This window comes from Brevibacterium picturae (assembly GCF_900105045.1).
Taxonomy (GTDB): Bacteria; Actinomycetota; Actinomycetes; order Actinomycetales; family Brevibacteriaceae; genus Brevibacterium; species Brevibacterium picturae.
In genome coordinates this window covers 3,778,790-3,791,061 of sequence record NZ_LT629739.1, presented here as the reverse complement: position 1 = coordinate 3,791,061, position 12,272 = coordinate 3,778,790, and the positions used below count along the sequence as shown (strand labels likewise).

13 protein-coding genes are annotated in these 12,272 nt (G+C 62.4%); 4 read left to right on the top strand and 9 right to left on the bottom strand.

Going from position 1 to position 12,272, the window contains the following annotated elements; genetic code table 11:
• Nucleotides 1–67: 67 nt before the first annotated feature.
• From BLT92_RS17260 to BLT92_RS17245, 4 genes are read left to right on the top strand one after another with little or no spacing between them, the layout of a single operon-like run.
• On the top strand, nt 68–934 hold the full coding sequence (locus BLT92_RS17260) for a branched-chain amino acid ABC transporter permease (RefSeq protein ID WP_092107587.1): 867 nt from the start codon (nt 68–70) through the stop codon (nt 932–934).
• Nucleotides 931–2,007, top strand: a complete 1,077-nt coding sequence (locus tag BLT92_RS17255; protein ID WP_092107585.1) for a branched-chain amino acid ABC transporter permease — start codon at nt 931–933, stop codon at nt 2,005–2,007. The genes BLT92_RS17260 and BLT92_RS17255 overlap by 4 nt, the downstream gene beginning before the upstream one ends.
• Nucleotides 2,007–2,777 (top strand): ABC transporter ATP-binding protein, encoded by a 771-nt coding sequence (locus tag BLT92_RS17250; RefSeq protein WP_092107583.1) that lies wholly within the window; start codon nt 2,007–2,009, stop codon nt 2,775–2,777. Before BLT92_RS17255 ends, BLT92_RS17250 begins: the two co-directional genes overlap by 1 nt.
• Nucleotides 2,777–3,481 carry an ABC transporter ATP-binding protein gene (locus BLT92_RS17245; protein ID WP_092107581.1) on the top strand — a complete coding sequence of 235 codons (705 nt, stop codon included), beginning with the start codon at nt 2,777–2,779 and terminating at the stop codon, nt 3,479–3,481. Before BLT92_RS17250 ends, BLT92_RS17245 begins: the two co-directional genes overlap by 1 nt.
• A 103-nt stretch (nt 3,482–3,584) precedes the next feature.
• Here BLT92_RS17245 and BLT92_RS17240 read toward each other — a convergent pair whose 3' ends face one another.
• From BLT92_RS17240 to BLT92_RS17200, 9 genes are all read right to left on the bottom strand, one after another.
• On the bottom strand, nt 3,585–4,205 hold the full coding sequence (locus BLT92_RS17240; RefSeq protein WP_092107579.1) for an L-threonylcarbamoyladenylate synthase: 621 nt from the start codon (nt 4,203–4,205) through the stop codon (nt 3,585–3,587).
• 84 nt (nt 4,206–4,289) lie between these two features.
• Entirely contained in the window at nt 4,290–5,714 is a 1,425-nt protein-coding gene (locus BLT92_RS17235) for an AI-2E family transporter (protein WP_092107577.1), read from the bottom strand.
• On the bottom strand, nt 5,715–7,226 hold the full coding sequence (gene der / locus BLT92_RS17230; protein WP_092107575.1) for a ribosome biogenesis GTPase Der: 1,512 nt from the start codon (nt 7,224–7,226) through the stop codon (nt 5,715–5,717).
• Nucleotides 7,223–7,882 carry a (d)CMP kinase gene (cmk, locus tag BLT92_RS17225; protein ID WP_092107573.1) on the bottom strand — a complete coding sequence of 220 codons (660 nt, stop codon included), beginning with the start codon at nt 7,880–7,882 and terminating at the stop codon, nt 7,223–7,225. The genes der and cmk overlap by 4 nt, the downstream gene beginning before the upstream one ends.
• Nucleotides 7,879–9,006 (bottom strand): prephenate dehydrogenase, encoded by a 1,128-nt coding sequence (locus BLT92_RS17220; RefSeq protein ID WP_092107571.1) that lies wholly within the window; start codon nt 9,004–9,006, stop codon nt 7,879–7,881. The genes cmk and BLT92_RS17220 overlap by 4 nt, the downstream gene beginning before the upstream one ends.
• Nucleotides 9,003–9,719, bottom strand: a complete 717-nt coding sequence (locus BLT92_RS17215) for a pseudouridine synthase (protein WP_092107569.1) — start codon at nt 9,717–9,719, stop codon at nt 9,003–9,005. Before BLT92_RS17215 ends, BLT92_RS17220 begins: the two co-directional genes overlap by 4 nt.
• A 162-nt stretch (nt 9,720–9,881) precedes the next feature.
• Nucleotides 9,882–10,514, bottom strand: coding sequence for an SMC-Scp complex subunit ScpB (gene scpB, locus BLT92_RS17210; RefSeq protein ID WP_092107567.1), 633 nt, complete (start codon nt 10,512–10,514; stop codon nt 9,882–9,884).
• Nucleotides 10,511–11,281 carry a segregation and condensation protein A gene (locus tag BLT92_RS17205; RefSeq protein ID WP_269457398.1) on the bottom strand — a complete coding sequence of 257 codons (771 nt, stop codon included), beginning with the start codon at nt 11,279–11,281 and terminating at the stop codon, nt 10,511–10,513. The genes scpB and BLT92_RS17205 overlap by 4 nt, the downstream gene beginning before the upstream one ends.
• A 98-nt stretch (nt 11,282–11,379) precedes the next feature.
• Nucleotides 11,380–12,246: a ParA family protein gene (locus BLT92_RS17200; RefSeq protein WP_092107563.1), complete on the bottom strand. Its 867-nt coding sequence runs from the start codon at nt 12,244–12,246 to the stop codon at nt 11,380–11,382.
• Between the last annotated feature and the right edge of the window lie 26 nt (nt 12,247–12,272).

The window sequence follows — 12,272 nt, the reverse complement described above, 5'->3', positions numbered from 1 at the left end:
CCCACAGCGGGGTATGAGCTGCATACCCCGCTGTCGCGCCGTCTGACGTCCTGTGAGGATTCGCTTCATGACACTTTTCATCCAACAGCTCTTCAACGGAATTGCGCTCGGCGGCATCTACTGCCTTGCCGCAATCGGCCTGACTTTGGTCTTCGGCGTCCTGCGCATTCCCAACCTCGCGCACGGTGCGCTGTACATGCTCGGAGCCTATGTCACATACTTCTTTCTGACCACGGTCGGCGTCCCCTATGTGGCGGCCATCGGCATTGCCGCGCTCATTCTGTTCGTCCTCGGCGTACTGCTCGAACGATTGGTCTTCCACCCTCTGCGCAATGCGCCGCACACCCACCACATGATTGCAGCCATCGGCGCCATGTTCTTCTTCCAATCTGTCGCGCAGGTGATCTGGGGAGCCGATTTCAAACGGATGGAAACACCGATCTCCGGCAGCCTGCAGATTCTGGGCGCGGAGATCTCTGCGCAGCGCATCGTGATCATCGTGACTGCGGTCATCGTGCTCGGTCTGCTGACATGGTTCATCAAACGCTCGATTCACGGTCAGACGATCGAAGCCATCGAACAGGACCGGACCGGGGCGGCCCTGGTCGGAATCAACCCCGCTATGGTCTCAATGCTCACTTTGGGCCTGTCGGCGCTCCTGGTCACTATCGCCGCCGGCCTCGTTTCTCCCATCAACCTCCTCTCCCCCACCATGGGTGCTGCGCTCAACCTCAAAGTGTTCGCGATCATCATCCTGGGTGGGCTCGGGTCATTGCCGGGGGCAATCGTCGGCAGCTTCGCACTTGCGATCGCGGAGACGATGACCTCGACGTACATCTCATCGGCCGTCGGCGAAGCCGTGGCTTTCATCGTGCTGGTGGCGGTGCTGGCGATCAGACCCACAGGCCTCTTCGCTAAGGCGGTGCAGCGATGAACGCACTGAAGAATCCCCGCATCCTCGGGACTTTGGCCGTACTGGTCGTCATCGCCCTGACACCACTGGCCTTCGGCGATGAGAACTACATCATGCGCGTAATCACCGTCGGTCTGTGTTCGGCGATCGCGGTCTACGGGATGAACATCATCCTCGGCTTCACAGGACAGCTGTCTCTGGCCCAAGGCGGCTTCTTCGGCATCGGAGCATACGCAGTCGGTCTGCTGACGACCGATTTCGACTGGTCGTTCTGGCAGGCTTTCCTGGTCGGCGTGGTCGGCACCTCTGCCATCGGATACCTCTCCGGACTGATCGCCCTGCGCACAAAGGACGAGTACTTCGCCATCTTCACCATGGCCATCGGCTTCATCATCTTCTTGATCATCAGCCGCTGGGAGTCGGTGACGCATGCCCATTCCGGGGTCAACAATGTGAAGTTCCCCGAGGCAGGAGACATCGTCGACTTCAGCAATCCGACCGCGATGTTCTATCTCGTCTTCGTCATCCTGCTGGTCTGTGTCTACATCACCTACGCGATTCGTCGCTCGAGTGTGGGGCGCACACTGCTGACGATTCGAACCAGCGAAGACCTTGCCGATGCGATCGGTGTCAATGTGGGGCTGAGCAAACAGCTAGCCTTCGCAGCATCAGCTTTCTTCGGTGGCCTCGGCGGTGGTCTCTATGCCTCCGTCGTCGGATTCATCGGCCCCGATGCCGCGACCGTGGACAAGACCTTCGAGTTTCTGATGTTCATCCTGGTCGGAGGAATGGGCACTGTTGCCGGACCGCTGGTGGGCACCATGATTGTCACCTTCCTGTTCGAGTTCTTCCAGGACTTCCAGGCTTATCGGTTCATCGTGCTCGGTCCCGTCATCATTGCGCTTGTGATCTTCGCACCTCGCGGAATCGTGGGGTATCTGGGAGGTTTCATCGACAGGCGAGCACGCAAGCGACGAATCGGCTCCATTCGGACGAATGGCCAAAGCCGGTCAGACGGAGCCACTCATACGAATGCTTCCACCCGCGCAGGCAATTCCGCCGACACCGCCACCACCACTGAGGAGGAGAAGTGATGCTGCTCGAAATTCGTGGGCTCGGGAAACGCTTCGGCGGGCTCGACGCCGTCAAGAACGTCGACCTTGATGTCCAGGAAGGACAGGTCACCGCTGTGATCGGCCCCAATGGTGCCGGAAAATCAACGCTGTTCAACCTCATTCACGGGTTCTACCGCCCCACTTCCGGGAGTGTGGCCTTCAACGGTCGTGATATCACTCATTCGTCTCCGCACAACTCCGTCAGCGGAGGAATCGCGCGCACCTTTCAGACGACGCACCTCTTCGACGACTCGACGCTGCTGGAGAATGTCCTGGCCGGACGCATCGTCCGCTCCAAGTCCAATGTGTTCGATGCGATCTTCCACACTCCACGACACCGACGCGAATCCGCGCTCAACCACGACAAGGCGCTCGAGGCGCTCGAATTCTGCGGGGTCGCCGAATTCCGACATGATCTCGCTTCCAATGTTCCTCAAGAAGTCCAGAAGCGCACGGCTGTCGCCATGGCATTGGCAACCGAACCGGAGCTGATGCTCCTCGATGAGCCGGCTGGGGGCATTCCCGAGGAGGAGACGACGGACTTCGGCAACCTCATTCGCTCCCTGCCCAGTCGCGGCGTCTCCGTGCTGCTGGTTGAACACAAAATGTCGATGATCATGGATCTGGCAGACACAATTCTGGTCCTCGATCACGGTCAGAAACTGGCGATCGGCTCACCCGCGGAGATCCAGAGCAATCCGGACGTGATCCGAGCCTACTTGGGGTCGACCAAGGATGAGGAGAACTGATGCTCTCGCTGGAGAACATAAGCGTCGGCTATGACGCAACAGACGTGCTCCACGGGGTGAGCGTCACAGCCCGGCCCGGTGAACTGACGGTGATCCTCGGAGCGAACGGCTCTGGCAAGACCACACTGTTCAAAACCATCAGCGGACTGCTGCGAACTCGCTCGGGATCGATCGAGTACAACGGTCAGACGATCCGCCGGACTCGTCCGAGCTCCATCGTCAAGCTCGGCATCGCACAGTGCCCCGAGGGACGGCATCTGTTCGGAAAGATGTCGGTGGAGAAGAATCTGCGCTTGGGCACCTATCCGCACAGGAACCGGACCCGCACCGAAGAGATCCTGAGCGACGTACTCGATCTGTTTCCCATCCTGAAGGAGAAGGCAGCTCAGCCGGCAGGCTCGCTTTCAGGCGGGCAGCAGCAGATGGTGTCGATCGGTCGCGCGCTGATGTCAGACCCGAGTCTGCTGATCTTGGACGAGCCCTCCATGGGTCTGGCTCCCCTGGTCGTCGAACAGGTGCTCGAGTCGATCGCGCAGATCAACAGGAACGGGATCGGCGTGCTGCTCAGCGAACAGAACGCAAGGGCCTCACTGTCGATTGCTCACCGCGGATATGTGCTGGCCGAAGGGCGTGTGGTGCTCGCCGACGATGCCGACAAGCTCCTGGACAACCCCCAGGTTCAGGCAGCCTACTTGGGCCTGTGACCGTTCCCTGGCGACGAACGGTCGCGCTCAATGCTGCCGTGACTAATGGGCAGGTGGGAGCGGCGCCCCGGCATACTTCATCGTGACGAGGCACCACTGACGCTCATTCGAAGCGTGACACGTCACCTGCCCCGACGCGTGCGACCTCCGGCTCCCGACCAGTGAAGTCGATGACGGAGGTGGGGACGGTTCCCGGCACTCCGGACTCGATGACGACGTCCACGTCGTGACCGATCTGATCGACGACATCATCAGCCTGGGTCAGCGGATCCTCGGCTCCGGGCAGCAGCAGGGTCGACGACAGAATGGGCTCACCCATCGCCTCAACGAGCGCCAGAGCTGTCACATTCTGCGGGATCCGTGCACCGACCGAGTGCTTTTTGGCATGCATCATCCGACGTGGGACTTCCTTGGTCGCCTTCATGATGAATGTGTAGGGGCCGGGAGTCATCGACTTGATGACCCTGAAGTCGGAATTGTCGACGATGACGAACTGCCCCAGTTGCGCGAAGTCGCGGCACATCAGAGTGAAGTGATGTTTCGAATCCAACTGCCTGATTCGCGTGATCCGCTCGATGCCCGCCTTGTTGTCCAGTGCGCAGCCCAGCGCATAGCACGAGTCTGTGGGGTAGGCGATCAGCCCACCGTCCCGCAGAGTCTGCGCGGCCTTCTCGATCATTCGGTTCTGTGGGTTCTCAGGATGGATATTCAGTAGTGTCGCCATACTTCATGCTAACCACTCACAGCACTCGAGGCGAGGGTCGTGGCGTATTCAGCCGAACTATTCTTCGCCCGCCGACTTATTGCATCAATTCCTCGGCGACTCGTCCGAACTTGTCATCAGAGGCCCGTCCGCACTCGACGACGTCGCTTCCTCTGCAGTCGGCTCCCCTGCCACCGTCGTCTCACCTGCCGTCTCTTCCTCTGCAGTCGTCTCCCCTGCCGACACGGAAGTCGCCTCGGCTACCGACGCAGAAGCGCCACGCTCGGCCTCCGCTTCTCCCATCGCCGGAACCGCCAGAGCCGCAGCCGCCGGAGCCACCGACGCAACCGGAGCCGCCTTCGCCTCCGCCGCAGCCGCCGCCCCCGACGACGTCCCCGCTGAAGATGTCCTAGGCTCGTTGGCCGAAGTATTCGCGGTTTTCGGATCCGAGGCGAGAAGTATGTTCACCCACTTCGCCTTCGGGTCCGCGTCGACGAGAAGCGCCTTCAACAGCAGTGTCGCAGGCAGCGCAAGGAGCGCACCGAGCCATCCGAGGACCCACACCCAGAACAACAGCGACAGGAAGGACACCAATGGTGTGACCCCGACCGATTCTCCTGTGAACTTCGGTTGGATGATCGATTGGATGACGAAGTTGAGCACGCTGTAGGCAACGACGACCCACAGCCCCGCCTGCCAGCCGCTGTCGACGAGCGCAAGCAGTGCTGGAGGGATGAGGCCGATGACGAATCCGATGTTCGGAATGTAGTTCGTCAGGAACGCGAGCACGCCCCACACCCAGATCAGCGGCACATCGATGATCGACAAGGCGATGACATCGAGAAAAGCCACGATGAGGCCGAAGACCGTCGCCACGACCCAATAGCGTCGGACGCCGCTGGCGAAACCGCCGATCGCAGCCGACAGCGAGGGCTTGACGTCAAGGAGCATCAGCATCCGCCTGTCGATGCCCATGGAATCCATGGCGACGAAGAACACGGCCATCACCACAGTGGTGAGCAGGCCAGCGACCATCGAAACGTTGGTCAGCAGCGGGTAGATCGCATCGATGATGGATCTGACGTCGAACTGCTGGAACTGCTGCTGAATCACCGAGTCGGTGACACCGATGTCGGACAGGAACGCCAAGGCGTTCTGGTAAGTCGTCACCAACTGATCACCGTAGCTGGGGATGAGGATCACCAGTTCGGCGACAGACCATGCTGTCAGCCCGAAGAAGCCGAAGATCATCACCAGCACAAGGATCACCGAGACACACGCGCCGACTGCGCGTGGAATCTTCAGACTGGTCAGATACCTCTGCACCGGATAGACGACGATATAGAAGTTGAGCGCCAGGAACACAGGAGCGACGATGTCCTGAAGCCCTTTGAAGAACATCAGAGCGTAGGCCAGCCCCGCAAGAGTCAGCGCAACGACGAGCACCCTGGCAGGCTTGCTCGCATGCCAGGGGCTCTGCTCCCGAGTCAGCTCCTGCGGCTGTTCGTGGATCTGACCGTCATCGCTCACTCAGCGTCTCTTCCGTTTCTCCCTGATCCGCATCGACACCTCGATGGGGGTTCCCTTGAACCCGAACGTCTCACGCAGACGTCTGATGATGAAACGACGATACCCCGGATCGAGGAATCCAGAGGTGAAGAGCACGAACTTCGGTGGGCGATTCTGTGCCTGGGTGCCGAACAGGATCCGCGGCTGCTTGCCGCCCCGCACAGGGTGCGGGTTCGCCGCCACCAGCTCCCCGAGGAAGGCATTGAGCCGACCAGTCGGGATACGTGTGTCCCAGCCGTCCAGAGCCGCCTCCATCGCCGGGACCAGCCTGTCGGCATGGCGACCCGTCTTCGCGGAGATATTCACTCGCGGTGCCCAGGACACGTGAGCGAGATCCCGTTCGATCTCACGTTCGAGGTAGAAGCGACGTTCGTCGTCGAGCAGATCCCATTTGTTGAACGCCAAGACCACGGCACGACCGGCCTCGGCAGCTGTCGTGACGATGCGGACATCCTGCTCACTCAAAGGTTCCTGGACCTCGAGGAGGACAAGGGCCACCTCGGCGCGTTCCAATGCCGTCTGCGTGCGCAGCGCCGCATAGAAATCGGCGCCGCTGGCCTGATGAGCACGCCGGCGGATACCGGCGGTGTCGACGAATCTCCACTGCTTGTCGCCGAGGTCGATGAGTTCGTCGACCGGGTCGCGGGTGGTCCCGGCGACATTGTCGACGAGCACACGGTCGGAGCCGATCAGCTGGTTGAGCAGCGACGACTTGCCGACATTGGGTCGACCCACCAAGGCCACGCGTCGCGGTCCGCCCTCATCGATCCGGGTTTCGACGGCGGAGACCTCGGGCAGGATATTCAGCACCTCGTCGAGGAGGTCAGCGACCCCACGACCGTGCAGAGCGGACACCGTCCAGGGCTGTCCCAGCCCCAGGCCCCAGAGTTCGGCGGCCATGAGTTCGCCGCGTTCGTCATCGACCTTATTCGCGGCCAGGATGACCGGTTTCTTCTTCTTGCGCAGCATCTTCACGACCATCTCATCGGTCGAGGTCGGCCCCGTCGTCGCATCCACGACGAGGACCACTGCATCGGCCATGTCCACGGCGACTTCGGATTGGATCGCGATGCGTGAGGCCATGCCCTTGGAGTCCGAGTCCCAGCCGCCTGTATCGACGAGGGTAAATTCCTTCGTGTTCCATTCCGCCCGGTAGCTCACTCGGTCACGGGTGACTCCGGGAACGTCTTCGACCACGGCTTCACGACGACCCAGGATCCTGTTGACGAGAGTCGACTTGCCCACGTTGGGTCGACCGATGACGGCCAGGACGGGATCGGCGCCACGGGCCTCCTCGACCTCGTATTCGAAGCCGTAGGCGTCGAGCAGCGCGCGGTCCTCGTCCTCGAGGTCATAGCTTGCGAGACCGGCTTCGAGCGCTGTCGCCCTCTTCTCGGCCTCTTCGTCGCTGATGCTCTCGAGCCGTTCGGCCAGCTGCTCGTCCGGGTTCTCGTGAAATTCTGATTCAGTCATTGTGAGTCCTTCACCAGTTTCAGCACCGTCTCGACCACCTGGTCGAAATCGATGTCACTGGTATCGAGTGTGTAGACGCCGTCTGAGGCTTCCAGGAAGCTCGTCGTCGCCGAGTCCTTGGCGTCACGGCCGGTGACCTGGGATTGGGTGGCGGCGAGAGCCTCGGCGTCGGCGTTGCCGTGGAGCTCCTTGGCCCGGCGGGCCACGCGGACGTCGTCACGGGCGGTCATGAGGATGCGAACCTCGGCATCCGTCGCGACGACGGTCGTGATGTCACGGCCCTCGACGACGATTCCCGCAGGAGCGGCGGCGATGATGGTCCGCTGCATGTCGATGAGCTCTTCGCGGGCGTCGACGACGGCGGACACGGTCTGCACGTTCTCGGACACCTCGGGCTCACGGATCTCGTCGCTGACATCCATGCCGTCGACGGAGACGAAGAATTCGTCCGGATCGGTCGAGATCTCCAGATCGACCCCGCGCACCTGTTCGAGGACGTCGACCGGGTCGCTCACGCCCCGGTTCAGGCACAGCCAGGCCATCGCACGGTACATGGCGCCCGTGTCGAGGTAGCGGTAGCCCAATCGGCGGGCCGATTCCTTCGCGGTGCTCGACTTGCCGACCCCGCTTGGTCCGTCAATGGCGACGACGCTCATGCAATTCCCTCTTTCTCGATGGCGGATTCGGGAATCTGCCATCCCTTCGACAACAATCCGGTTTCAAGTTCCTGCTGGGTGGCCGGCACCACCGAGACATCGACGATTCCGAGCTTCTGACCCGGTGCGTGGTCCATCCGGAAGTCCTCGACGTTGATGTCGAGGTCACCGATGTCCTTGAACAGTGTGGCCAGGGTTCCCGGGGTATCGGGGACCAAGATCGTGACTACAGCATATTTGGTCGGAGCCTGTCCGTGCTTGCCCGGGATTCGATCGTGTCCCTCATTGCCCAGGGCGATGGCCTTCGCCAGCGCACCGGTCGATCCCGGTCCCAGCTCCAAGGCCGTGATGACCTCGTCGAGTTCAGTCCGCAGATCCAGCAGCACCGAGCGGACCTCCTCGGAATTCCCGGCCAATATCTGCGTCCACAGACGAGGATCCGAGGCCGCGATCCGGGTGACGTCTCGCAGCCCCTGCCCGGCCAACTCAATCTCGTCCAAGGGCGCGTGGCGCAGCTGAGAGGCGACCAGAGAGGCGATGACCTGCGGCACGTGGGAGACCTTCGCGACCGCGGCATCGTGGATGCGCGGATCGAGGTGGATGACCGAGGCGCCGGTGGCCTCCGCCATCGCCACGACCTCGCCGAGGCGCTCCGACGGTGTGTCCTCGTCCGAGCAGATCACCCAGGGTCGGGCCGTGAACAGATCCGAACGCGCAGCGATCGCTCCCGACTTCTCCCGTCCCGCCATCGGGTGGCACCCGATGTAGCGGTCGAGCTCGGCCGGTGCGACGAGTTCGCGCACCGTTTCGAGCAGGCGGGTCTTGACGCTGGCGACATCCGTGACCGTGGCGTTCGGGTAGTGCGAAAGGGCCGCTGCAATGGTCTGGGCGGCAACATCCGGCGGAGTGGCGACGACGACGATCTGCGGATCACCGTCGGTTGAACCAGCTCCGCGAGCATCGGCCGCCGAGGTGGTGTTCAGGACCTGCCCTGCCCCCAGATCGGCCGCCAGCTGCTGAGCCGTCGGTGAGGTGTCTTCGAGGCTGACCTGGTGGTTCTGTGCGCTCAGCGCCAGTCCGAGGCTTGCGCCCAGCAGACCGGTGCCGATGATGTGGATTCTCACAAGCCGACGGCCTCGAAGAGCTCGCCGATCTCGTCTGAACGCAGCGGGCGGATCTTGCCCTGTTTCTGTTCGTCCAGTGTGATGGGACCGAACTTGATCCGCACCAGGCGCTCGACCGGGTTGCCGACCTCTTTGAGCAGGCGACGCACGATGCGGTTGCGGCCCGAGTGGAGTGTCAGCTCGACAACGGACTTGCCGGGTGTCGAGTCAACGAGTTTGAAGTCATCAACTTTGACGAAGCCGTCCTCGAGGTCGAGGCCGGCCTTGAGTCGAGAGCTCACGTCCTTGGCCAGCTGTCCCTTGACCTGGGCCAGGTAGGTCTTCGGGATCTCGTAGCGCGGATGGGCCAGGCGGTTGCTCAGCTCTCCGTCATTGGTCAGCAGGATGAGTCCCTCGGTCTCGGTGTCGAGGCGGCCGACGTGAAAGAGTCGCTCGACTCGGTTGCCGACATAGTCGGCCAAGCAGCGGCGACCGTCCGGATCGCTCATCGTCGACACGACACCTGCAGGCTTGTTCAGAACCAGGTAGACCTTCTGGGTCTGTGTCGAAATTCTCATTGTGTCCACGTACACGGACTGGGTCTCGGGGTCGATTCGGGTGCCCAGCTCGGTCACCAGGGATCCGTCGACTTCCACCCGTCCTTCGAGGATGAGCTGCTCACATGCGCGACGTGAGCCCAGGCCCGCCTCGGCGAGGATCTTCTGCAGTCTCACACCCCCGCTGACATGGGCGTCCGACTTCTCGCCCGCGCCTGACTGCGACCGCTGAGAGCTCTTTGAAGCGGTGCTGGATCGCTGTTTTCGGGTCGGACGATTGTTGCGCCCGCCTGGCGCTCGGGGATCACGGTATGGACTCATAATGTCCATTCTCTCAAATCAATCGTCAACTCGTGACATCTCGTCGTCGAGATCGGACATCTCGTCGTCGGCCGTGGCCAGAACCTCGGAATTGTCGGCGCCCAATTCGGCGACGTCGGAGTCCTCCGGGAGGTACGGAGCGATCTCCGGCAGGTCGTCGATGCTGTTCATGCCCAGGGCGTCGAGGAACTGGTGGGTGGTGGTGTAGAGCAGCGCCGAGGTGGTCGCTTCCTTGCCCGCTTCGACGATGAGTCCGCGCAGGAGCAGGGTACGGATGACGCCGTCGACGCTGACCCCGCGGATGGCGGCGATGCGCGGCCGCGAGATCGGCTGGCGGTAGGCGATGACGGCGAGGGTCTCGAGTGCTGCCTGGGAGAGTTTCGCGCTCTGTCCCGAGGTCAGGAAGTCCTTGACGATCTCGTGATAGTCCCCGCGGGAGAAGATGCGGAAGCCTCCGGCGACCAGACGGAGTTCGAACCCGCGCTGTCGGCTGCCGTCCCGGCCGTCGTAGTCGGCCTTGAGCTCGGCGATGGCGTCTGTGACGGTGTCCTCGTCGAGGCCGAGGGCAGTGGCCAGCTCATTCGCCGATACCGTGGAGTCGCTGATCATGAGGACCGCTTCGATCCCGGCCAGAATCTCATCGTCGATCATGCAGTTCCCTCTTCCTCGTCGTGGACAGGTTCGGTGCCGCCGTCCCACTCCCCTTCGGTGCGCAGGTCGACGCCGTCGGTGGATTCTGTGCGAGAGATCAGCAGCGGTCCGAGAGGCTCCTCCTGCGTGAAATCACAGAGGCCGACTTTGAACAGTTCGAGCAGCGCCAGGAACCGGGCGACGACGACGAGCGTGTTGTCGGCGGTGTCGAGGAGTCTCTGGAAGTCGAGGTCCCCTGCCCGCAGCAGGCCGAGGATGTGACCGCGCTGCTCGGAGACGCTGACCAGCGGCAGGTGGATGTGGTCGACGGCGACGCTCGGGGGCGTGTGGTCGCGTTGGAGCACGGTTGCATAGAGTCCCGCCAACTCACCGGGGCCGATGTGGATCTCAAGCGGCGGCAGCACGTCCTGGAACTCGGGTTCGAGTCCCACGCTGCGTGGGGCCCTGATCGATCCGGCGGCCATGGCTTCGGCGAAGAACCTGCTCACGGACTTATAGGCCCGGTATTGCAGGAGCCGGGCGAACAGGAGGTCGCGGGCCTCGAGCAGTTCGAGGTCGAGTTCTTCCTCTCCGTCCTCGTTCGGCAGCAGTCGCGCCGTCTTGAGGTCGAGGAGGGTCGCGGCCACGAGCAGGAACTGGGAGATCTCGGCGAGGCTGGAACCGGCCTTGGCGCCGGCTCGTTCGCTGAGGCTGGTTGTGTACGCGATGAACTCATCGGTCACCTCGGCGAGGGCGATCTCTGTGACGTCGAGACGACGTTTGGAGATCAGGCCGAGGAGCAGGTCGAAGGGACCGGAGAAGTTCTCCAGCTCTACCTGGAACCCTTGAGAGGCAGCATCAGTCTCCCCCTCGTGGACGGTCTCGCTCAGGGCGCGCCTCCGCGGGCGATGAGCTCCCTGGCCAGGCGACGATAGGCTTCCGAGCCCGCGTGTTTGGGAGCAAAGCTCGTGATCGGCTCGGCCGCGACCGAGGCGTCCGGGAACTTCACGGTGCGGTTGATGACCGTGTCGAAGACCTTGTCATCGAAGGCCTCTGTCACCCGCGTCATGACCTCTTTCGAGTGCAGCGTGCGGGAGTCGTACATCGTGGCCAGGATCCCGTCGACGACGAGGGAGGGATTGAGCCGGTCCTGGATCTTCTCGATGGTCTCCACCAGCAGCGCGACACCGCGGAGGGCGAAGAACTCGGTTTCGAGGGGAATGATGACACCGTGTGCGGCGGTCAGAGCGTTGACGGTCAGCAGCCCCAGGGACGGCTGGCAGTCGATGAGGATGACGTCGTATTCGTCGGTGACCTTGGACAGCACGCGGGAGAGGATCTGCTCACGGGCCACTTCGCCCACGAGCTGGACTTCGGCGGCGGAGAGGTCGATGTTGGCCGGGATGATGTCGATGTTGTCGAAATCGGTGCCGACGATGACCTCGTGGGGATCCAGGCGCGAGTTCATCAGCAAGTTGTAGACGCTGATCTCGAGTTCGTAGGGGTTGATGCCCAGGCCGACCGACAGGGCGCCCTGCGGGTCGAAGTCGACGAGGAGCATTTTGCGACCGTAGGCGGCCAGAGAGGCACCGAGGTTGATCGACGAGGTCGTTTTGCCGACGCCGCCCTTCTGGTTGACCATCGCGATGACGCGGGCGGGCCCATGAGTGTCCAGCGGTGCTGGATCGTCGAAGTCCTGCTCAGGGTCAGTGGATGTCGACTTGGGGATATCCAACGCCTGTTGCGAATTCATCACTCGGATGGCCACCTTTCGTTGCT